This is a genomic window from Ramlibacter montanisoli, assembly GCF_013087525.1.
Lineage (GTDB): Bacteria > Pseudomonadota > Gammaproteobacteria > Burkholderiales > Burkholderiaceae_C > Ramlibacter > Ramlibacter montanisoli.
The window spans coordinates 1483438-1505389 of sequence record NZ_JABFCS010000001.1 but is presented as its reverse complement, the minus strand read 5'-3'; the positions used below and the strand labels follow the sequence as shown (position 1 = coordinate 1505389).

Below are 21952 nucleotides of genomic sequence, written 5' to 3'. Positions count from 1 at the left end.
GGCCAGCAGCGGCATGCGCTGCGAGGTGTAGGGGAAGTCCCAGAAGGCGGAGGTTCCGGTCATGCGTTCACTCGAGCTTGACCTTGGCCTGCTGCACGGCGCGCGCCCAGGTCTTGAATTCCTCGTCCACCACCTTGGCGAATTCGGCCGGCGGCGTGAAGCGCAGCTCCACGCCCTGTTCCTGCAGGCGCTGGCGCAGCTCGGGCGCCTCGACCGCCGCGCGCACCGCGCGCGTGAGCGCTTCCAGCGCCGCCGGCGGCGTGCCCTTGGGCGCCATCACGCCGAACACGTTGTCCGCGCGGAAGCCCTTGAGGCCGCTTTCCTCCACCGTCGGCACGTCCGGCAGCATGGGCATGCGCTGGCTGGAGGCGACCGCCAGCACGCGCAGCTTGCCCGCCTTCACGTGCGGCATGGACGCCGGGATGCTGTCGAACATCATGCTGGCGTTGCCGGCGATCAGGTCGGGCAGTGCCAGCGAGCTGCCCTTGTAGGGCACGTGCACGATGTCCAGGTTGGCGGCGGCCTTGAGCATCTCGGATTCCAGGTGCGAGAGCGTGCCGACGCCCTGCGAGGCGAAGTTGTGCTTTCCGGGCTCCTGCCGGACCAGGGCGACCAGCTGGCTGACGTTGCGCACCGGCAGCGTGGCCGGCACCACCAGCATGTGCGGCACGATGGCGACGCCGGCCACCGGCACGAAGTCCTTCATCAGGTGCACCTGCTGCGGCGGGTAGGCCGCGGCAGCGATCGCGGCGTTGGTCACGGCGGCCATGTACACCGTGTAGCCGTCGGGTGCGGCGCGTCCGGCCGCCGCCAGCCCGATGTTGCCGCCGGCGCCGGGCTTGTTGTCGATGACCAGCGACTGCTTGAGCGTCTTGCTCATCTCCTGGCCCACCGCGCGCGCCAGGATGTCGGTCGCGCCGGCAGGCGGGAAGGACAGCACCATGGTGACCGGCTTGTCGGGGAACTGCGCGCTCGCCGCGATTGCGGACAGGCCGAGCACGAGGGCCGCGCCGATGCGGCGCAGGCCGCGGGCACGGGAGGAGGGGGACTTCAGCGGGTTCATGGCTTCCTCGGTGAGGCTGGAAAGCAGTCTCTGTGCAATGTCCGTGCCCGCGCGGCTCAGGACAGCGGCGCCACGGCGGCGCCTTCGATGCGGTGGCGTTGCAGGGCCTGGGCGACTTGGCCCGAAGCCTTCATTTCCTCGATGTAGGCACTGAGCCAGGCCTGCGCGGCGGTGCGGCCCTTGGGCACGCCCATCGCCTGCTGGATCACCATGAAGCGGCCCGGCAGCAGGCGCAGGCCGCCGACGCGCCGCGCGTCCGCTTCCAGCTGCTGCTTGACCCCGGCGGCCACTTCCAGGTTCTGCTTGAGGAATTCGTCGACCACCACCGGCGCGAGGTCGCACGCGCACCAGCGTGGCGGCCTTGACCTCGCGCGTGAGGAAGAGGTCGTAGGCGCTGCCGCGGCCGACGGCGATGCGGGTGCCGGCGCGGTCCACGTCCTCGTTGCGCTGCAGCGGCGAGGCGTTGCGCACCAAGTAGGCGCCTTCGATGATCACGTAGGGGGCGGTGTATTCCATGTCGGCGCCGCGCACGGGGTCGATGGCGACGAAGGCCAGGTCCACGGTGCGCGCCTTCACCGCCTCGACCACGTTGCCGGCGGAGGTGAAGGTGACCAGCTCGATCGGCAGGTTCAGGCGGCGCGCGGCTTCGCGCGCCAGGTCCACCGACACGCCGCGCGGCTGGCCGTCCTCGCCGCGCGAGGCGAGGATGGGGTTGCCGTAGTTGATGGCGGCGCGCAGCTTGCCGGTGGAACCGAGCTCGGCCCGCGCGGCCGGGGAAGGCGAGCCCGGGGTCGAAGCGCAGCCGGCGAGCACGCCGGCCGCGGCCGCGCAGAAGATGCGGCGCGTCGTCATCAGAACGCGTACTTCTGGCCGGGCTCGGGCACCAGGATCATCGGCACCGCCGCGCCGCCCATGGCGTTGAGCAGTTCGGCGGGCGTGCCGCGCAGCTGCGGCGTGGTGCCGTAATGGATCGGGATCGCATAGCGCGGCCGGATCATGTCGCGCAGCGCCATGGCCGCGTCCTGCGGGCTCATCACGAAGTGGTTGCCGATCGGGATCAGCACCACGTCGGGGCGGTACATGTCGCCGATCAGGCGCATGTCGCCGAACACGCCGGTATCGCCCATGTGCCAGACCTTGAAGCCGTTCTCCATCTCGATGATGAAACCCACCGGCTCGCCGCCGGGCAGCACGATGTCCTTGCCGGCGGCGTCCTTGAACGCCAGTTCGGAGGAGTGCTCGGCGCGCACCGCGGTGATCTTGGGGCCGGTCGGGCCGAAGGGCAGGATGGTGCCCCCTTGCCGAAGCGCGGCGCCAGGTTGGCCGGCAGGATGCCGTAGGTGGACACGGTCTGGTTCATGCCGGCCGGGCCGTACATGGGCGCGTTGTGCATCTTCGCCAGTTCGGGGGCGTCGGCGAAGTGGTCGAAGTGCGCGTGGGTGACGAGGATCAGGTCGATCTTGCCGAGCGCGCCCAGGTCCTTCCAGTTGGCCGGCGTCTTCGGGTTGGTCTTGAGCCAGGGATCGATCATGATCACCTTGCCGCCCGGCGTGGTGATGCGCACGCTGGCCTGCCCGAGCCACAGCACCTCGGTCTTGCCGGCCGCGATCGGCAGCGTGCCGGCCTGGACCTGCACCGCAGGTGCGGGGGCGGTGACCCGGGTGGGGGCGGCGCAGCCGGCGAGCGCGAGCGCCGCGGCGGTGAACAGCAGGGAACCGAGTTTCCTCATGGCCTTCTCCATCGTTGTTGGCATGCCAACCGAAAGGGCCGGCATCGCGCGATTGGAACGAAGGTACACGCCCGCGTCAATCGGGCAGGCCACTACACTCCCGCCTCGTGCCCGCCGCCCACCCCAGCCGCCGCTTCGACCGCATCGACGCCCTGCGCGGCGCCGCCATCGCGTGGATGACGGCCTTCCACTTCTGCTTCGACCTGAACTACTTCGGCTGGATCCGGCAGAATTTCCTGTACGACCCCTTCTGGACCACGCAGCGCACCGCGATCGTGAGCCTGTTCCTGTTCTGCGCGGGACTGGGCCAGGCCGTGGCGTTCACGCAGGGTCAGAGCTGGCCGCGCTTCTGGCGGCGCTGGGCGCAGGTCGCGGGTTGCGCGCTGCTGGTGTCGGCCGGTTCCTGGCTCATGTTTCGCGACACCTTCATCTACTTCGGCGTGCTGCACGGCATCGCGGTGATGCTGGTGATCGTGCGGCTCACCGCGCACTGGGGCGCCTGGCTGTGGCTGGCGGGACTGGCCGCCATCCTGCTGCCGCTGGCGGCGATGCCGCTGCACGTGGCGGCCGGCAACCTGCACCTGCTCAACGGGCGCGCGCTCAACTGGATCGGCATGGTGTCGATGAAGCCGGCCACGCAGGACTATGTTCCGGTGCTGCCCTGGCTGGGCGTGATGTGGTGGGGCATGGCCGCCGGGCAGTGGTTGCTGCGCGAACGGCCCGCGCTGCTCCCGGGCGCGATCCCGCGCGCCTTCGCTCCGCTCGCATGGATGGGCCGCTGGAGCCTCAGCTGGTACATGCTGCACCAGCCCTTGCTCATCGGCGCCATGCTATTGGTGCGATAGCCGGCTGCGGGCGCATCGTCGGTTTGCGCCTACAGGTTCGTTTATTCCCGGGCTTTACCTTGTCGTGCGGCGATGTTGCCGCATTCTGGTGTCTGCCCGTCCCATGCCCAAGAATTCCAAGGCGAACCCGCCTGCCAAGAAGTCCCCCGCCGCGGCCGCCGCCCGCAACACCGACAGTGGCCCCGGCCGCATCCCACCCGAAGCATCCGGTGACCTGCCGGCCCGCAAGATGGCCGAAGTGCAGTCCATGGTCGCCGCCATGCCGCACAACCAGACCAAGGCCGAGGAGCACGGCTTCGACAACGGCATCAACCCGCCGCCCGGCCACGCGGTGGAGCCGCCCTCGCGGCTGGTGGGCGGCAGCACGCTCTCCGAGGAGAACAGCAGCGACAAGGTCGGCACCGCCGCGCTCGACGGCCTGAACGCCACCACCGAATCGCTGGACCGCGTGCGCGTGGATTCGACCGGCCGCGCGCTCACCACCAACCAGGGCGTGGCGATCGCCGACAACCAGAACTCGCTGAAGTACGGCGTGCGCGGGCCGGCGCTGCTGGAAGACTTCGTGCTGCGCGAGAAGGTCACCCACTTCGACCACGAACGGATCCCCGAGCGCATCGTGCATGCCCGCGGCTCGGGCGCACACGGCTTCTTCGAGTGCTACCAGCCGCTGGCGAAGTACACGAAGGCCGCGCCCTTCCGCGCGGCGGGCAAGGTCACGCCGGTGTTCGTGCGCTTTTCCACCGTGCAGGGCGAGCGCGGCTCCAAGGACACGGCGCGCGACGTGCGCGGCTTCGCCGTGAAGTTCTATACCGACGAGGGCAACTGGGACCTGGTGGGCAACAACATCCCGGTGTTCTTCATCCAGGACGCGATGAAGTTCCCCGACCTCGTGCACGCGGTGAAGCCCGAGCCGCACCACCAGATGCCGCAGGCGGCCAGCGCGCACGACACCTTCTGGGACTTCGTGTCGCTGATGCCCGAGTCCACGCACATGCTGATGTGGGTGATGTCGGACCGCGCCATTCCGCGCAGCTTCGCCACCATGCAGGGCTTCGGCGTGCACACCTTCCGGCTGGTCAACGAGCAAGGCGAATCGGTCTTCTGCAAGTTCCACTGGACGCCGGTGGCGGGCACGCATTCGCTGGTGTGGGACGAGGCGGTGAAGATCTCCGGCGCCGACCCCGACTACCACCGGCGCGACCTGTGGGAGCGCATCGAGTCGGGCAACTATCCCGAATACGAGCTGGGCGTGCAGATCTTCACCGAGGAACAGGCCGAGGAATTCAGCTTCGACATCCTCGACGCCACCAAGCTCGTTCCCGAGGAACTGGTGCCGGTGATGCCGGTGGGCCGCATGGTGCTGAACCGCAACCCCGACAACTTCTTCGCCGAGACCGAGCAGGTGGCCTTCTGCACGGCGCAGGTGATCCCGGGCATCGACTTCTCCAATGACCCGCTGCTGGCCGGCCGCATCCACTCCTACGTGGACACGCAGATCTCGCGCCTGGGCGGGCCCAACTTCCACGAGCTGCCGATCAACGCGCCGCTGGTGCAGGTGCACAACAACCAGCGCGACGGCATGCACCGGCAGGCGATCCACCGCGGCCGCGTGAACTACGAACCCAACTCGCTGGGCGGCGGCTGCCCCTTCCAGGCGGGTGCGGCGCAGGGCTTCGTCTCGGTCCCGGCGCGCATCCGCGCCGACGAGGAGCAGGGCAAGGTGCGGGCGAAGCCCGAGAAGTTCGCCGACCACTACACGCAGGCGCGCCTGTTCTACGAAAGCCAGACGCCGGTGGAGCAGTGCCACATCGCCAACGCCTTCCGTTTCGAGCTGAGCAAGGTGGCGGTGCCGGCAATCCGCGAGCGCATGGTGGCCTCGCTGCGCAACGCCTCCGAGGAGCTGGCGCAGAAGGTGGCCGACGGCCTGGGCATGAACCCGCTGCCGTCTCCGTTGCCGCGCGCGCTGCCGGACCCGGTCACGCCGGAAGTGCAGAAGTCGCCGCCGCTGTCGCTGCTGGCGCGGCCGGGCGACGGGACGATCAAGGGCCGAAAGGTCGCGTTGCTGGTGGCGCCGGGTGTCGAGGCCGCGGCGATCCTGCGCGTGCAGGCCATGCTGGCGGAACGGGGCGCTGTAGGCCGCCTGGTCGGCCCGCGCATCGGGCCCATGCCGGCGGCCAACGGCGATGTGGTGGATGCCGATGCTTCGCTCGAAAACGAGCCGGGCTTCCTGTTCGACGGCATCGTGCTGCCGGACGGCGCCGAGGCGGTCGCAGCCCTGGCGCAGGACGGCCACACCGCCGAATCGATCAAGGACCAGTTCCGGCACTGCAAGCCCATGCTGGTGCTGGGCGCCTCCCGCCAGCTGCTGACGCACGCCGGCATCCCGCTGGCCATGGACAAGAGCCTGGTGCAGGGCGGCACCGGCCTGATCGTCGCCGAGCCGGGCCAGGAAGACAGCGCGATCGCCGCCTTCATCGATGCGCTGGCGAAGCACCGCCACTTCGGCCGCGAGATGGACCCGCCGCTGGTCTGAGCCTGCCAACGAAACACAGGACGAGCCATGCCCCAGGAACTTGCCACCAAGGACGCGTGCGACCTGCTCGACGCGGACCACATCGCCGTGAAGCACCTCTTCGTCGAGTACGCGCGGCTTGCGATGGCCGCACCGGCTGCGGCGGCCGAGCGGCGGCCGATCGCGCAGAAGATCTGCGCCGAGCTCACCGTGCACGCCCAGATCGAGGAGGAGATCTTCTACCCGGCGCTGCGCGAGGCGACCGATGCGGCGGAGCTGCTGGACGAAGCCGAGTCCGAGCACCAGCAGGCGAAACAACTCATCGCGCAGATCCAGGGTCTGCGCAAGGCCGACGCGATGCAGGACGAGCTGGTCACGCAGCTGGCCCGCTCGGTCGAACACCACGTCAAGGAGGAGCGGGACCACCTGTTCACCAAGGCGCGGTCCTGCGGGATGGACCTGGAGGCGTTGGGCGAGAAGCTGCGGGAGCGGCAGGAGCAGTTGTCCTGAGTCTCGTCATTCCCGCGCAGGCGGGAACCCAAGGCTTCCACGCAAAGAAAAGCGGCCCCGCGGGGGCCGCTTGTTCGAACGCCTTGGGTCCCCGCCTGCGCGGGGATGACGGTGCTTATTCGACCTTGGCCGATTTCCGCAGCGTTTCCTGGAACTGCGCCAGCTTCTGCTGCTGCAGCTGCTGGGCGATCTGCGGCTTGACTTCCTCCAGCTTGGGCAGCTGCGCGTCGCGGATGTCGTCCACGCGGATCACGTGCCAGCCGAACTGCGACTTCACCGGCGCGGCGGTGGTCTCGCCCTTCTTCAGCTTGATCATGGCTTCGGCGAACTCGGGGACGTAGCTGGCCGCGGTCGCCCAGTCCAGGTCGCCGCCGTTGGCGCCGGAGCCCGGGTCCTTGGACTGCTTCTTGGCGATGTCCTCGAACTTGCCGCCCTTCTTCAGGTCCGCGATGATCTTCTTGGCGTCGTCTTCCTTCTCCACCAGGATGTGGCGCGCCTTGAATTCCTTGCCGCCGTTGGCCGCCACGAACTTGTCGTATTCGGCCTTGATCTCGGCATCGGTCACGGGGTTGGTCTTCTGGTAGTCGGCGAACAGCTCGCGGATCAGGATGGTCTGGCGGGCCAGTTCCATCTGCGCCTTGTAGTCGTCGGTGGCGTCCAGGCCGCGCTTCTGCGCTTCCTGCATGAAGATTTCGCGCGCGATCACTTCGTCCTTGAGCTGGCCCGCCATCTCGGGCGACACCGGCCGGCCGGCCTTGGTGAGCTGCTGCGACAGCATGTCGACACGCGCCTTGGGAACGGGCTTGCCGTTCACGATGGCGACGTTCTGGGCGAAGGCCGGCAGGGCCATGCCGAGGGCGGCCGCGGTGAACGCGGTCAGGAGGACTTTCTTCATGGGATTTCCCTTGGGGACGGAATCGGAATCAGGTTTCAGAGCGTTTCGATCGCCAGGGCATGCACGCCGCGGTCCCGGGCTATATAGTCGCGCAAGGCATCATACACAAGGCGATGCCGAGCTACCTTGGCCTTGCCCGCGAACAGGGGCGAGGCGATCCGCACCCGGAAATGGGTGCCGGCACCGGTGCCGTCCTGCCCCGCGTGCCCCAGGTGCGCGGCGCTTTCGTCCACCACTTCGACCAGCGTGGCCGCCAGCCGTTCCTGCAGCCGCTCGCGCAGTTCCTCGGCGGTGATCCCGGTGCCCTCGCTCATGAGTCGCCCGCTCCCGCTTCCTTGGTGTCCTTCACGTAGCGCCCCAGGTAGAGCGCCTGCGCCACCACGAACAGGGCCATCAGGCCCAGCCCGCCGAACAGCTTGAAGTTGACCCAGGTGTTGGTGTCGAAATTGAAGGCCACCCACAGGTTCAGCACGCCCATCACGGCGAAGAAGGCGATCCAGCTCCAGCTCATGGCCCGCCAGGCAGGCTCGGGCAGGTCCAGCGGGCGCCCATCAGCGACTTCAGCAGGTTCTTGCGGAAGACCAGCAGGCCCACGGCCAGCGCGCCCCCATCAGCCAGTACAGCACGGTCGGCTTCCACTTGATGAAGGTCTCGTCGTGGGCCAGGATGGTCGCGCCGCCGAAGACGACGATGATCCCCAGGCTGAGCCATTGCATGGGCTCGACCTTGCCGCTGGAATACTTGAGCCAGGCGATCTGGGCGATGGTGGCGACGATCGCCACGCCGGTGGCGACGTAGATCCCCCAGACCTTGAAGGCCGCGAAGAACAGGAGGATGGGGAAGAAGTCGAGCAGCAGTTTCATCAGGTTTTCTTGTCTTCCGGCTGGAAGTCCAGCGAGGCAGAGTTCATGCAGTAGCGCAACCCGGTCGGTGCCGGGCCGTCCTCGAACACGTGTCCCAGGTGCGCCCCGCATTGTGCACACACCGTCTCGATCCGGACCATGCCGTGGCTGGTGTCGCGGAAGGCGCGGATGGCGCCGGGCAGCGCCTCGGAGAAGCTGGGCCAGCCGCAGCCGGCGTCGAACTTGGTGTTGGAGTCGAACAGCTTCGAGCCGCAGCAGATGCAGTGGTAGCTGCCGTCGGCCCAGACCCGCTCGTACTTGCCGGTGAAGGGCCGCTCGGTGGAAGCACGGCGCGTGACTTCGTAGGCGCCGGGTTCGGCGCCCTTGTCGGCCAGCAGCGCCTTCCATTCGGCGTCGGTCTTGCGGATCGGGAAGTCGTCTTTCATGAAGAGCAGCTGATCTCGATGTGGGAAGCCCAGTCGGGCGGGAAGCCGGCCATGTCCTCGTGCGCCGGGTGCTCGTCGTACGGCGCCTGGACCAGGCCCAGCAGCGCTTCGACCTGGGAGAAGTCCCCGAGTTTCGCCTGCCGGATGGCCAGTTCGCACAGGTGGTTGCGCAGCACGTATTTCGGGTTGGCTGCCAGCATGCGCCCGCCGGCGGCGGCGCGGTCGTGCGGCAGCCGCGCTTCGTACTGTGCGAACCAGCCGTCGAAGCCGGGCCGGTCGAGGAACAGGTCGCGCACCTCGGCCGGGTCGCCGCCGGCCACGCAGCGCGACAGGCGCCGCCAGAAGATCGGGTAATCGACGCGGTCGGCGCTCAGCAGCTTGAGGATGCCTTCCACCAGTTCGCGGTCGCCGGCTTGCTCGCCCTCCAGTCCCAGCTTCTCGCGCATGCGCCCTTCGAGCTCGCGCGGGAACACGGTCTTGTACGACTCCAGCGCGGCCAGCGCGACGTCCTGGTCGCCGATCAGCGGCAGCAGGGCCTGGCCCAGGCAGAACAGGTTCCAGTAGGCGACGTTGGGCTGCCGGTTGTACGCATAGCGGCCGGTCTCGTCGCTGTGGTTGCAGACGTGGTTGGGGATGAAGGCATCCAGGAACTGGAAGGGGCCGTAGTCGATGGTCAGGCCCAGGATGCTCATGTTGTCCGTGTTCATCACGCCATGGCAAAAGCCCACGGCCTGCCATTGCGCCACCATCGCCGCCGTGCGCTCGCTGACCCTTTCCAGCAAGGCGGCGTAGGGGTTGCCCGCCAGCCGCTCCCCGCCACGGCACTCCGGGTAGAAGGTGTCCAGGACGTAGTCGGCCAGCTCGCGCAGCTCCCCGTGCTGGCCGCGGGCCGAGAAATGCTCGAAATGCCCGAAGCGCACGAAGCTGGGGGCCACCCGCGTCACCACGGCGGCGGTCTCGACTTCCTCGCGCCGCACCGGCTGCGGCGAGCCGGTCACCATCAGCGCGCGGGTGGTCGGGATGCCCAGGCCCCGGATCGCTTCGGAGCAGAGGTATTCGCGGATGCTGGAACGCAGCACCGCGCGGCCGTCGCCCATGCGGGAGTAGGGCGTGCGGCCAGCGCCCTTGAGCTGCAGCTCCTGCAGGCCGGCCGGCGTTTCGATGCCCCCAGCAGGATCGCGCGCCCGTCGCCCAGCTGGCCTGCCCACACCCCGAACTGGTGGCCGCTGTACACCGAGGCCAGCGGCCGGCTGCCCGCCAGCGGCAGGTTGCCGGTGAAGGCTTCGACACCGGACTCGCCGGCCAGCACCGAGGGATCGAGGCCCAGCTCGGACGCCAGCTGTCCGTTGAGCGACACCAGGTGCGCGCCCGGCAGCGGCGTCGGGCGAAGCTCTGTGTAGAACGAAGGTCCCAGCGCGGCGAAGCCATGTCGCCACGCGGGCCCGAGTTCCAGGGCTGCTGCGGCCTCTGCGGTGGCTTGGTCCATGCCCCATTGTCCGCCGCGCCTCCAATACCGGGTGGGCTTAGGGGAATGGCTTACTGTTCTGGTGCGGGGGGACATTCCATAATCATCCCGCAGAGCTTTAACTCAAAGACGGGGAGGAGACGAATGAGCGATTTCTCGGGCCTGGAGCAGTCCTTCGCGCTGGCGGCGATGCCGCCCATGGCGCTGTTCGATGATCTTTCCTACGAGCCGCCGCCGGCGAAGACCGAACTGCAGCCGCGCGAAGTCGGTTTCCTGCGCCTGCGCGGCGCGCACGAAATCGCCCGCATCCTCCACCTGCGCGACGAGATCCGCCTGCCCGCCGCCGTCCAGGCGGACGCTGGCTTTGCCGCGCGCGAAAAAAAAGATGAAATCGGCCTCGTCGGTGCGTTCCTGCGTTTCGGCGAAGCGATCGGCACGATCCGCCTCGTTCCGATGACCGAAGGCGTGGCGCCTTGCGAAAAACTGCTGGAGCGCCACCGCATTCCCTGGGAACTGCGCGATGAGAGCTGGGAGGTGGGCCGCCTGGTGCTCGCCGAGCGCTATCGCAGCGGCCCCGAATCGCTCAAGCGCTGCCTGTTCCTCACCCTGGTGCACCTCATAGAAAACACCAACGTAGAAAACCTGTTCGCCTCCTGCACCCCCTGCTGAGCCGGCTGTACCGCCGCTTCGGCTTCAACGTGCTGGTCAAGGACGCGAGCAGCGACGGCGAGGGCTCCTACCACCTGATCCACGGCACCGTGCCCGACGTGCTGCGCGCGCTGGCGGGCAGCGCCGCCGAGAGGGAGCAGGCCGAGGACATCCTCGCATTGCGGGAAGCCGCGGGAGCCGTGCCATGCTGAACGCGATGCGCCGGCTGTTCCAGCACTACGAGGACTACCACGCCTACGGCCCTTCGCGGCTGAAGACGATGGGCTACGTGGGGGCCATCACCTACGTGGCCTTCTATTTCCTGCGCTTCACGCGGCCCAACCCCGCGCTGTGGGACGACGTCCCCTTCCGCGTGCTGGCCGTGCTGCTGTTCGTGTTCATGGGCCTGCGGGACCACTGGCCGGAGCGGCTGAAGCCCTACTACATCCGCTACTCGTACGTCGCGCTGCTCTATTGCCTGCCCTGTTTCACCGTGCTGGTGGCGCTGCAGCGGGGCGGAGGCGTGCCATCGATCTCCAACGCCTTCATCATCCTGTGTTTCCTGGTGCTGCTCACCGACTGGCGCAACACGCTGGTCATGCTGGCCAGCGGCACGGGCATCGCGGCGGCGATCTACGTGCTGGGCACGCCCGACCCGCGCCTGCCCATGGACCTGGTGATGCAGCTGCCGGCGTTCGCGCTGGTGGTGATCGGCGGCAACTTGTTCAAGTCCAACACCGACAAGATCGACGCCGAACGCAAGCTGCGGGCGACGCAGGCGCTGGCCGGCTCGATCGCGCACGAGATGCGGCATCCGCTCGCGCAGCTGAAGCACAGCCTGGAAGGCATGCAGGGCGTGCTGCCGGCGCCGGGCGCCTCGCGCGAGTCCGCCAGGCTGGATGCGCAGCAGGTGCAGGCGCTGTACCGCCACCTCGCGCGCGGCGAGCAGGCCGTGCAGCGCGGCCTGCAGGTCATCTCCATGACGCTGGACGAGGTGAGCGCCCGGCCGCTCGATGCCTCGGCCTTCCGCTACCTGTCCGCGGCGGAAGTCGTGCAGCAGGCGGTGGAGGAATACAGCTACGACACCGAGGAGGCGCGCGACCGGGTCATCGTGCAGGTGCAGGAGGACTTCACCTTCCGCGGTGACGAGACGGCCTTCCTGTTCCTGCTGTTCAACCTGATCAAGAACGCCCTGTACTACGTGCCGGCCTACCCGCAGACCCGGGTGACCATCTTCGTGGGCGACCAGCAGGTCAGGGTGCGCGACTCGGGGCCCGGCATCGCGCCGGACGTGCTCAAGGGACTGTTCGAGCCCTTCCGCTCGGTCGCCAAGTCGGGCGGCACGGGGCTGGGCCTGTCCTACTGCCAGCGCGTGATGCGCGCCTTCGGCGGCGGCATCGAGTGCGATTCGCTGCAGGGCGAATTCACCGAGTTCCGCATGAAGTTCCCGGCCATCAGCGCCGAGGAAAGCGAGCGGCACCGCCTGGACGCGATCGCGCAGGCGCGCACCGTGCTTGCGGGCAAGCGGCTGCTGATCGTGGAAGACGACGCCGTGCAGCGCGTGGCGACCCGGCAGAAGCTGGGGCCGCTGGCCCTGACGACCGAACTCGACGAGGCGGCGGACGGGCAGAGCGCGCTCAGGCTCCTGGGCAGCCGCAAGTACGACATCGTGCTGCTGGACCTGCACATGCCGGGCCTGGACGGCTACGCGGTGGCGGAGAAGATCCGCGCCGCCAGGAGCCCGAACCGCAACGTGCACATCGTCGCCTACACCAGCGAGCCGGCCCACCTGGCGCGCGCGAAGGCACTGAAGTGCGGCATGGACGGCTTCGTCAGCAAGCCCTGCGCGCAGCTGCCGCTGCTGGCGGCGCTGCAGCACGTGGTGCAGCAGCCCGGCAGCCAGGCGGGCAACGTCGCCGGCCGGCTGGCCGGGCGCCGCATCCTCGTGGCCGACGACAGCGCCTTCAACCGCAAGGCCATCGCGGCCTACCTGCGCAACGCGGCCGCCATCGTCATCGAGGTGGAGCATGGCGCCGCGGTGCTGGAGCAGCTGCACTCGCAGGAAGGCATCCACGCCGTGATCGTGGACCTGCACATGCCCGGCATGGACGGCCTGGAGACGGCGCGCGCCATCCGCGGCGCGCACGAGCCCTGGTCGGGCGTGCCGATCGTGGCGCTCACCGCCCGCTCGGACGAGCCGGCGGTCGCGGCCGCCACCGCGGCGGGCATGAACGGCTTCCTGGTCAAGCCGGTCGATGCCCTCGTGCTGTACGACACGCTCACCCGCCTGATCTCCGGCGGCATCGGCATGACCCCGGGGCCCGAGCCGGCCAGGTCGCGCGAGCCGCAGCCGGCGGCGGCGCAGGAAGGGCTGCTCAACGTGCAGCGCCTGGAAAGCTACCGGCGCCTGGGCATGCTGGACGAGCTGCTGAACGACTACGTGCCCGAGATGGCGCGGCTGGTCGACACCCTGCGCGAGGCCGTGGACAACGCCGACGTGCAGGGCAGCATCGACGCGCTGCATTCGCTGCTCGGAATGAGCGGAGAGGCCGGCGCCCAGGCGCTGTACCAGCAGGTGCGCAAGCTCTACGTGCCGCTGCTGGAGCAGGGCGAATGGCCGACCGGCAGCACCTGGCTGCCGAACCTGCAGGACCTGGCGACGCGGACGGAGCAGGCGCTCAGGGCATACTGCGCGACGGAGACACGTTCCGACGCCAGCTGAAGTCCCGATGCAGGTTCCCGATCTATCCGGCGAGGCCCCGTCGGTCCTCTTCGTCGACGACGAGCCGAATTCCCGCAAGTGGTTCGCCCGCGAGTTCGGCGACGAATTCCGCGTGGTGACCGCCGGCGGCGCCGACGAGGCGCTGTCCATCCTGGGCGAGCGCAGCTCGGAGTTCGGCGTGCTGGTCACCGACTACCGCATGCCCGAGCGCGACGGCATGAAGCTGCGCGCGGTGCAGCGCGACTTCCGCCACGTGATCCGCCTGCTGGCCACCGCCTATGCCGAGAAGGACGTGGCGATCGCCGCCGTCAACCAGGGCAAGGTGCTGCGCATCCTGGAGAAGCCGCTGGATGGCGAGGCGACGCGCGAGGCGCTGCGCGAGGCCGTGGCCCTGTACCGCACGCAGGCTCTGGAGCGCGTGGTCAACGAAGGCCGGGTGGCGGCGCTGCGCGAGGCGCTGGGCTTCCTCGCGCACGAACTCAACACGCCGCTGGCCACCGTGCGCGGCTACGTCGGCACGGTCGCGGCGCGCTACATCCCGCCGGCGCCGGACGAACCCGCGGGCGTGGCGCGCTTCAGCGAGGCGCACCCCGGCGAGCTGGTGACGGCGCTGGAGCGTGCCGAGCGCCGCGCGCTGTACTGCCAGTCCCTGGTGTCCACCTTCGTGCAGTCCGCCCGTGATGCCTATCCGGACGCGGTGCCGCAGTCGATCACCGCGAGCAGTCCTGGTCGGCGCGCTGCTGGACGAATTTCCCTTCGACGGGAACGAACGCTCCTGCGTCACGCTCGACGTGCGGCACGACTTCCGCCTGCCGGGCCGGCGCGACCTGCTGTACCTGGTGCTGTGCACGCTGGCCAAGAACGCGCTGATCGCGCTGCGCGGGCAGCCGCAGGCGCGGCTCTGGCTCGAGGTGGACTCCGCGCCCGACGCGCCCGCCGGCCGCCGCGCCTGGATCCGCGTGCGCGACAACGGCCCGGGCATCCCGCCGGAGGTGCTGGCCAAGCTGACCCGGGAACCGGTGACCACCCGCGCCGGCGCGGGCGGCAGCGGCATGGGCCTGATGTTCTGCCAGCGGGTGATGCAGGCGATCGGCGGGGCGATCGAGGTGCATTCCACGGTCGGCGAAGGCACGATGGTGACACTCTTCTTCCAGCCGATGGGGTCCTCCTCCGCCTGAACGTCAGCGCAACGGTTTAGCATTCGGCCCCGGACCTTTTTGCATTTCCGAGGAGAACTAGATGCTGGGCCTGATGCAGAACCAACCGCTGCTCATTTCTGGACTGATCGAGCATGCCGAGCGCCACCACGGCGACGGCGAGATCGTGTCGCGGCGCGTCGAGGGCGACATCCACCGCTACCAGTGGCGCGACGTCGCCCGGCGCGCGCGCCAGGTGGCCAACGCGCTCGACGGCATGCAGCTGCTGTTCTCGGACCGGGTGGCCACGCTCGCCTGGAACGGCTACCGCCACCTCGAGCTGTACTTCGGCGTCAGCGGTTCCGGCCGCGTGCTGCACACCATCAACCCGCGCCTGCACCCCGACCAGATCGCCTGGATCGCCAACCATGCGGAGGACCGGGTCCTGTGCTTCGACATGAGCTTCCTGCCGCTGGTGCAGGCCGTCCATGCGAAGTGCCCCACCATCAAGCAGTACGTGGCGCTGTGCGACGGCGACAAGCTGCCCAGGGACACCGGCATCCCGAACCTCGTGGCCTACGAGGAGTGGATCGCCGGCCAGCCTGCCAGCTACCACTGGCCCAGCTTCGACGAGAACTCCGCCTCCAGCATGTGCTACACGAGCGGCACCACGGGGCACCCGAAGGCGGCCCTGTACAGCCACCGCTCGACGACGCTGCACGCCTATGCGGCGGCGCTGCCGGACGTGATGGGCCTGTCGGCGCGCGACGCCGTGCTGCCGGTGGTGCCCATGTTCCACGTCAACGCCTGGGGCATCCCGTATTCGGCGGCGCTGACCGGCTGCAAGCTGGTGTTCCCGGGTGGGGCCATGGACGGCAAGTCGATCTATGAACTGATCGAGGCGGAGCAGGTCACCTATGCCGCCGGCGTGCCGACGGTGTGGCAGATGCTCCTGGGCCACATGAAGCCCGGTGGGCTGCGCTTCTCCTCCCTGCAGCGCACGGTGATCGGCGGCTCCGCCTGCCCGCCGGCGATGATCGATGCCTTCCGCGAGGAATACGGCGTCGAGGTGCTGCATGCGTGGGGCATGACCGAGATGAGCCCGCTGGGCACGCTGTGCACGCTGAAGAACAAGCACCGCACGATGGCGCCCGAGGAGCAGATGAAGATCCGCATGAAGCAGGGCCGCGCGATCTACGGCGTCGACATGAAGATCGTCGGCGACAAGGGCGAGGAACTGCCCTGGGACGGCAAGACCTTCGGCGACCTGTACGTCAAGGGCCCGTGGGTGGTGCGCGAGTACTTCAAGGGCGAGGGCGGCGACCCGCTGGTGAAGGACGCCCACGGCGTGGGCTGGTTCCCGACCGGCGACGTCGCCACCATCGACGCCGACGGCTACATGCAGATCACCGACCGCAGCAAGGACGTGATCAAGTCCGGCGGCGAGTGGATCTCCTCGATCGACATCGAGAACATCGCGATGGCGCACCCCGCCATCCAGATGGCCGCCTGCGTCGGCATGCGCCACCCCAAGTGGGACGAGCGCCCGATCGTGGCGGTGGTGAAGAAGCCGGGCGCGCAGGTCACGCGCGAGGAGTTGCTGAAGTTCTACGAAGGCAAGATCGCCAAGTGGCAGGTCCCGGACGACGTGGTGTTCGTCGAGAGCATCCCGCTCGGCGCGACGGGCAAGATGCTCAAGACGCGGCTGCGGGAGCAGTTGAAGGATTACAAGCTGCCTTCGGCCTGACGCTTTGGGTCCCGGCTGCGCGGGGATGACGAAGGGGCCGTGTCACCTGCGCGATAAGCCGATGAGGCCTTTAGGGGCAATCCCTGACCGCTGCACCGCACAAATACTTGTACCCTGCGATTTGTCGTTGCACACCAACCCAGGAGACCTGCCCATGAGGACCACGCTCAAGATCGTCGCCGCCGCCGCGATCGTTTCCGCTGCCGGCGCCGCTTTCGCGCAGAAGGGCGAGACCGTCAAGATCGCGTTCATGGACCCGCTGTCCGGGCCCTTCGCCAACGTCGGCCAGAACCAGCTCAAGAGCTGGCAGTTCGCCGCCGAGCGCCTCTCGGGCAAGAACCCCGCGGGCGTGAAGTTCGAGGTGGTGGGCTTCGACAACAAGGGTTCGCCGCAGGAAAGCCTGAACACGCTCAAGGCCGCCATCGACCAGGGCTTCCGCTACGTCACCCAGGGCAACGGCTCGGGCGCCGCCGCCGCCATCCTGGACGCCGTTGCCAAGCACAACGAGCGCAACCCCGGCAAGGAGATCGTCTACCTGAATTACGCCGCGGTGGACCCCTCGCTCACCAACGAGAAGTGCGACTTCTGGCACTTCCGCCTGGACGCGGACACCTCCATGAAGATGGAGGCGCTGACCTCCTTCATGAAGGACCAGGCCAAGATCAAGAGCGTGTACCTGATCAACCAGAACTACGCGCACGGCCACCAGGTCGCCAAGTACTTCAAGGACGCCATGGCGCGCAAGCGCCCCGACGTCAAGATCGCCGGCGAGGACCTGCATCCGCTGGGCCAGGTGAAGGACTTCGCGCCCTACATCGCCAAGATCAAGCAGTCGGGCGCCGACGCCATCGTCACCGGCAACTGGGGCCAGGACATGACCCTGCTGGTCAAGGCGATGAACGACGCGGGCATGAAGACGCCCCTGTTCGCCTACTACGCGGGCGTCACGGGCACGCCCACGGCGCTGGCCGCGAGCAAGGACCTGGAGGTCTACGGCGTCTCCTACGCCCACTCCAACATCCCGGGCGAGATCCGGCAGATGGCCGACGACTTCAAGAAGAAGTTCAACGACGACTACTACACGCTGGCCACCTACAACGGCATCACGCTGCTGGGCTCGGCCATGGCCAAGGCCAAGAGCACCGACCCGGTGAAGGTGGCCCGGGCGCTGGAAGGCCTGACCGTCAAGAGCTTCGCCGGCGACGTGACCATGCGCGCGTCCGACCACCAGCTGCAGCAGTCGCTGTTCATCTCCAAGTGGCAGAAGGCCAAGCCCGGCGAGTACAGCCCGGAGAACACCGGCTACACCTTCGTGGAGGTCAAGAAGATGGATCCGTACGTCTCCAGCACGCCCACCAGCTGCCAGATGAAGCGTCCGGGCTGACGCGCAGGTGTCACCGCCAGCCGGGACCGCGAGCGTCCCGGCTTTTTTTTTGTGCGCCGCACCCGGCAGAATGCGGCCACCACAGAACACTGAAAAGAAACGACGCGGATGGAGTTCTTCACCATATCGCTGCTGAACGGCATCAGCTACGGGCTGCTCCTGTTCATGCTCAGTTCCGGCCTCACGCTGATCTTCAGCATGATGGGCGTGCTGAACTTCGCGCACGCCAGCTTCTACATGCTGGGGGCGTATTTCGCGTACACGACCACGCAGCTGGTCGGATTCTTCCCGCGCTCGTGATCGCGCCGATGCTGGTCGCGCTGATCGGTGCGCTGTTCGAGAAGTACGCGCTGCGCCGGGTGCACAAGTTCGGGCACGTGCCGGAGCTGCTCATCACCTTCGGCCTGTCCTTCATCATCCTGGAGATGGTGCAGCTGGTCTGGGGCACCAGCTCCGCCGACTACCGCGTGCCGGCCCTGCTGGACGGCCCGCTGTTCACGATCTTCGGCACCCAGTTCCCCATGTACCGCGGCTTCATGATGCTGGTGGCGCTGCTCATGCTGCTGGCGCTGTGGCTGCTGCTCACGCGCACCCGCATCGGCCTGGTGATCCAGGCGGCGCTGACGCACCCGGAAACGGTGGAGGCGCTCGGCCACAACGTGCCGCGGGTGTTCATGCTGGTGTTCGGCGGCGGCTGCGCGCTGGCCGCCCTGGCCGGCGTGATCGGCGGCAATGCCTTCGTGACGGAGCCCGGCATGGCGGCCACCGTCGGCTCGGTGATCTTCGTGGTGGTGGTGGTGGGCGGCATGGGCTCGCTGGCCGGCGCCTTCGTCGCCTCGCTGGCGATCGGCATCATCCAGACCTTCGCGGTCGGCGTGGATGCCTCGCTGATCAACGGCCTGAACAGCATCGGCTTCGGCATCACCGACAAGACCTTCGGCTATCCGGTGTGGAAGCTGAAGATCTCGCAGATCGCGCCCATCCTGCCCTACCTGTTCCTGGTGCTGATCCTGATCTTCCGCCCCAAGGGCCTGCTCGGCACGCGGGAAGGCTGACATGAACGACACCCTTTCCAACACCGAGGAACGCTCGGAAGCCGAACGCGAAAGCCGGCGCGTGGGCATCCCCATGGCGCTGCCCGGAACCGTCCCCGCGCGCGTGCCCGCCCGGCACTCGAAGAAGGACTACTACGAGTTCAAGCCCTACAACGTGGGCCGCTGGGTGATCTGGGGCGGCTTCGCGCTGCTGCTGGCCATCGCGCCCATGCTGTTCACCAGCAGCCTGGCGCACACGATGCTCAGCCAGATGGGCATCGCGATCATCGTCTGCCTCTCGTACAACATGCTGCTCGGGCAGGGCGGCATGCTCAGTTTCGGCCACGCCGTGTACTCCGGCATGGGCGCCTTCCTGGCGATCCACACGCTCAACCTGGTCGCCAAGGGTGCGTGGGCCGTGCCGGTGAGCCTGATCCCCATCGTCGGCGGCTTCGCATCGGCGGTGTTCGCGGTGATCTTCGGCTGGGTGACCACCAAGAAGGCGGCCACGCCCTTCGCGATGATCACGCTGGGCATCGGCGAACTGGTGTGGGCGTCCTCGCTGATGTTCCCCGAGTTCTTCGGCGGCGAGGGCGGCATTTCGGGCAACCGCGTCACCGGCCCCAAGCCGCTGGGCATCACCTTCGGTCCCCAGATCCAGCTGTACTACCTGATCGCGGTCTACACCTTCGCCTGCACCGCGCTGATGTTCGCCTTCACGCGCACGCCGCTGGGCCGCATGATCAATGCCGTGCGCGACAACCCGGAACGCGTGGAGTTCGTCGGCTACGACACGCAGAAGGTCCGCTACATCGTCTTCATCATCTCCGCCTTCTTCGCCGGCATCTCCGGCGGCCTGGCGGCGCTGAACTTCGAGATCGTGACCTCGGAGGTGGTGAGCGGGCCGCGCTCGGGGGCCTACCTCCTCTTCACCTTCCTGGGCGGCGCGACCTTCTTCTTCGGGCCGGTCATCGGCGGCGTGCTGATGGTGCTGGCCGGCGTGCTGCTGTCGGAGCTGACCAAGGCCTGGCTGCTGTACCTGGGCCTGGTCTTCCTGTTCATGGTGATGTACGCGCCCGGCGGCATCGCCAGCCTGATCATGATGAACCTGCGGGTGGCCTCCTTCGGGCGCCTGAAGGAGATCTGGGTCAGCTACCTCGCCCTGGCCGTCACGGCGCTGATCGCGCTGGTGGGCGCCGGCGCCATGATCGAGATGGTCTACCACCTGAAGCTCAATGCCGCGCTCGGCCCGCAGCTGAAGTTCATGGGCGCCAGCCTCAACGCGCACAGCGTGGACAGCTGGTTCGGTGCCATCTTCGTGCTGGTCACCGGCCTGGGCATGTTCGAGATCGCACGCAGGCACTACGTGAAGCAATGGGGCGAGATCCAGGAATACATCGAGAAGGAAATGAAGCGGAGGGAGACGCTGTGAGCTACGCCCTCGAACTGAAGGACCTGCGCAAGTCGTTCGGCAAGACCGAGATCATCCGCGGCTGCAGCCTGCAGGTCAGCCCGGGCGAGCGCATCGCGGTGATCGGCCCCAACGGCGCCGGCAAGTCGACGCTATTTAACCTGGTCAGCGGGCGCTTCGCGCCCACCAGCGGGCAGGTGCTGCTCAACGGCCACCGGATCGACGGCAAGAAGCCCTTCGAGATCAACCGCCTGGGCCTGTCGCGCAGCTTCCAGATCACCAACATCTTCCCCAAGCTGTCGGTGTTCGAGAACCTGCGCTGCGGCGTGCTCTGGAGCCTGGGCTACAAGTACACCTTCCTGAAGTTCCTGGCCGACCTGCACGACGCCAACGAGCGCGCCGAGCAGCTGCTGGAGATGATCCGCCTGCACAAGAAGCGCGACGTGCTGGCCATGAACCTCACCTACGCGGAGCAGCGCGCGCTGGAAGTCGGCATCACCATCGCCGGCCGCCAACGTCATCCTGCTGGACGAACCGACGGCGGGCATGAGCCGCGAGGAGACGCGCCGCTTCATCGAACTCATCAAGGAAGTGACCGTGGGCAAGACGCTGCTCACGGTGGAGCACGACATGGGCGTGGTGTTCGGCCTGGCCGACAAGATCGCGGTGGTGGTGTACGGCGAGATCATCGCCTTCGACACGCCCGAGCGGGTGCGCGCCAACCAGCGGGTGCAGGAGGCCTACCTCGGCTCCTCCATCGCCGACCAGCAGGTGGGGGGACACTGATGCTCGCCGTCAACAACCTCCACGCCTTCTACGGCAAGAGCCACGTGCTGCACGGCGTGCATTTCGAGGTGGGGCAGGGCGAGATCGTTGCCCTGCTCGGCCGCAACGGCTCGGGCCGCTCCACCACCGCCAAGGCCATCATGGGCATGGTGGAATGCACGGGCGACGTCACCTTCAAGGGCCGGCCCATCGGCGGCCACAAGCCCTACGAGATCGCGCACCTGGGGCTGGGCTACGTCCCCGAGAATCGCGACATCTTCCCCAAGCTGACGGTGCACCAGAACCTGATGCTGGGGCAGAAGAGCGCCAAGCAGAAGGGCCGCTGGAGCTTCGAGGACATGTACGACATGTTCCCGCGCCTGAAGGAGCGCCAGCACACCGAGGCCGGCGTGCTCTCCGGCGGCGAGCAGCAGATGCTGACGCTGTGCCGCACCCTCATGGGCGACCCCGAGCTGATCATCATCGACGAGCCGACCGAGGGCCTGGCGCCCAAGATTGTCGAGCTGGTCGGCGAGTACCTGAAGACGCTGAAGGCACGCGGCGTGTCGGTGCTGCTGATCGAACAGAAACTCACCATCGCGATGGCGATCTCCGACCGCGCGCTGGTGATGGGGCACGGCAGCATCGTGTTCCAGGGCACCCCGGCCACCCTGCGCGGCGACGCCTATATCCGCAAGGAGTGGCTGGAGGTATAACCTTCGGCAACCCGTGTCCCCCAGCGGACATGGCTGCATTGCGGCGCAGCATCGCCCCCTACAATCGCAAAAGCGAACGACC

At 68.1% G+C, this 21952-nt stretch carries 15 protein-coding genes and 7 pseudogenes; 14 read left to right on the top strand and 8 right to left on the bottom strand.

The features are described from left to right. Positions 1 to 67: 67 nt before the first annotated feature. The 3 genes and pseudogenes from HK415_RS07685 to HK415_RS07675 form a co-directional block, all read right to left on the bottom strand. On the bottom strand, positions 68 to 1222 hold the full coding sequence (locus tag HK415_RS07685; RefSeq protein WP_373684636.1) for a Bug family tripartite tricarboxylate transporter substrate binding protein: 1155 nt from the start codon (positions 1220 to 1222) through the stop codon (positions 68 to 70). Next, positions 1120 to 1915 (bottom strand): annotated as a pseudogene (locus HK415_RS07680) (ABC transporter substrate-binding protein). Before HK415_RS07680 ends, HK415_RS07685 begins: the two are co-directional and overlap by 103 nt. Beyond that, positions 1915 to 2792, bottom strand: a pseudogene (locus tag HK415_RS07675) (metal-dependent hydrolase). Before HK415_RS07675 ends, HK415_RS07680 begins: the two co-directional pseudogenes overlap by 1 nt. Positions 2793 to 2899: 107 nt before the next feature. Here HK415_RS07675 and HK415_RS07670 point away from each other — a divergent pair. The 3 genes from HK415_RS07670 to HK415_RS07660 all read left to right on the top strand — a co-directional run bounded on the left by HK415_RS07670 (position 2900) and on the right by HK415_RS07660 (position 6659). After that, entirely contained in the window at positions 2900 to 3637 is a 738-nt protein-coding gene (locus HK415_RS07670; protein WP_373684543.1) for a heparan-alpha-glucosaminide N-acetyltransferase, read from the top strand. A 103-nt stretch (positions 3638 to 3740) separates the two neighbouring features. Continuing rightward, positions 3741 to 6170 (top strand): catalase, encoded by a 2430-nt coding sequence (locus HK415_RS07665; protein ID WP_171557869.1) that lies wholly within the window; start codon positions 3741 to 3743, stop codon positions 6168 to 6170. Positions 6171 to 6197: 27 nt separating this feature from the next. After that, positions 6198 to 6659 carry a hemerythrin domain-containing protein gene (locus tag HK415_RS07660; protein WP_171557866.1) on the top strand — a complete coding sequence of 154 codons (462 nt, stop codon included), beginning with the start codon at positions 6198 to 6200 and terminating at the stop codon, positions 6657 to 6659. A gap of 115 nt (positions 6660 to 6774) precedes the next feature. Here HK415_RS07660 and HK415_RS07655 read toward each other — a convergent pair whose 3' ends face one another. The 5 genes and pseudogenes from HK415_RS07655 to HK415_RS07635 form a co-directional block, all read right to left on the bottom strand. After that, positions 6775 to 7554, bottom strand: a complete 780-nt coding sequence (locus tag HK415_RS07655) for a peptidylprolyl isomerase (RefSeq protein ID WP_171557864.1) — start codon at positions 7552 to 7554, stop codon at positions 6775 to 6777. 35 nt (positions 7555 to 7589) lie between these two features. Continuing rightward, positions 7590 to 7868, bottom strand: a complete 279-nt coding sequence (locus HK415_RS07650; RefSeq protein ID WP_171557861.1) for a BolA family protein — start codon at positions 7866 to 7868, stop codon at positions 7590 to 7592. Next, positions 7865 to 8417, bottom strand: a pseudogene (locus tag HK415_RS07645) (septation protein A). The gene HK415_RS07650 and the pseudogene HK415_RS07645 overlap by 4 nt, the downstream one beginning before the upstream one ends. Next, on the bottom strand, positions 8417 to 8842 hold the full coding sequence (msrB, locus tag HK415_RS07640; protein ID WP_171557859.1) for a peptide-methionine (R)-S-oxide reductase MsrB: 426 nt from the start codon (positions 8840 to 8842) through the stop codon (positions 8417 to 8419). The pseudogene HK415_RS07645 and the gene msrB overlap by 1 nt, the downstream one beginning before the upstream one ends. Then, positions 8839 to 10328: pseudogene (locus tag HK415_RS07635) on the bottom strand (protein adenylyltransferase SelO). Before HK415_RS07635 ends, msrB begins: the two are co-directional and overlap by 4 nt. A gap of 123 nt (positions 10329 to 10451) precedes the next feature. Here HK415_RS07635 and HK415_RS07630 point away from each other — a divergent pair. From HK415_RS07630 to HK415_RS07585, 11 genes and pseudogenes are all read left to right on the top strand, one after another. Continuing rightward, a complete protein-coding gene (locus HK415_RS07630; RefSeq protein ID WP_171557857.1) occupies positions 10452 to 10976 on the top strand; it encodes a hypothetical protein in 525 nt (174 codons plus the stop codon). Between the two features lie 29 nt (positions 10977 to 11005). Then, entirely contained in the window at positions 11006 to 11167 is a 162-nt protein-coding gene (locus tag HK415_RS07625) for a hypothetical protein (RefSeq protein WP_171557854.1), read from the top strand. Further along, positions 11161 to 13677 carry an ATP-binding response regulator gene (locus HK415_RS07620; protein WP_171557852.1) on the top strand — a complete coding sequence of 839 codons (2517 nt, stop codon included), beginning with the start codon at positions 11161 to 11163 and terminating at the stop codon, positions 13675 to 13677. The genes HK415_RS07625 and HK415_RS07620 overlap by 7 nt, the downstream gene beginning before the upstream one ends. A 7-nt stretch (positions 13678 to 13684) precedes the next feature. Continuing rightward, positions 13685 to 13993, top strand: a pseudogene (locus HK415_RS26935) (response regulator); the annotation flags it as partial. 364 nt (positions 13994 to 14357) lie between these two features. Next, positions 14358 to 14855: an ATP-binding protein gene (locus HK415_RS24710; RefSeq protein ID WP_253262118.1), complete on the top strand. Its 498-nt coding sequence runs from the start codon at positions 14358 to 14360 to the stop codon at positions 14853 to 14855. A gap of 61 nt (positions 14856 to 14916) precedes the next feature. After that, positions 14917 to 16560, top strand: a complete 1644-nt coding sequence (locus HK415_RS07610) for a 3-(methylthio)propionyl-CoA ligase (protein ID WP_171557850.1) — start codon at positions 14917 to 14919, stop codon at positions 16558 to 16560. Positions 16561 to 16714: 154 nt separating this feature from the next. Beyond that, positions 16715 to 17944, top strand: coding sequence for a branched-chain amino acid ABC transporter substrate-binding protein (locus HK415_RS07605; protein ID WP_171557847.1), 1230 nt, complete (start codon positions 16715 to 16717; stop codon positions 17942 to 17944). 108 nt (positions 17945 to 18052) lie between these two features. Continuing rightward, a pseudogene (locus HK415_RS07600) lies at positions 18053 to 18999 on the top strand (branched-chain amino acid ABC transporter permease). 73 nt (positions 19000 to 19072) lie between these two features. Beyond that, entirely contained in the window at positions 19073 to 20410 is a 1338-nt protein-coding gene (locus tag HK415_RS07595; protein WP_171563231.1) for a branched-chain amino acid ABC transporter permease, read from the top strand. Beyond that, positions 20353 to 21175 (top strand): annotated as a pseudogene (locus HK415_RS07590) (ABC transporter ATP-binding protein). Before HK415_RS07595 ends, HK415_RS07590 begins: the two are co-directional and overlap by 58 nt. Next, positions 21175 to 21870 (top strand): ABC transporter ATP-binding protein, encoded by a 696-nt coding sequence (locus HK415_RS07585; protein ID WP_171557845.1) that lies wholly within the window; start codon positions 21175 to 21177, stop codon positions 21868 to 21870. The pseudogene HK415_RS07590 and the gene HK415_RS07585 overlap by 1 nt, the downstream one beginning before the upstream one ends. Positions 21871 to 21952: the final 82 nt, after the last annotated feature.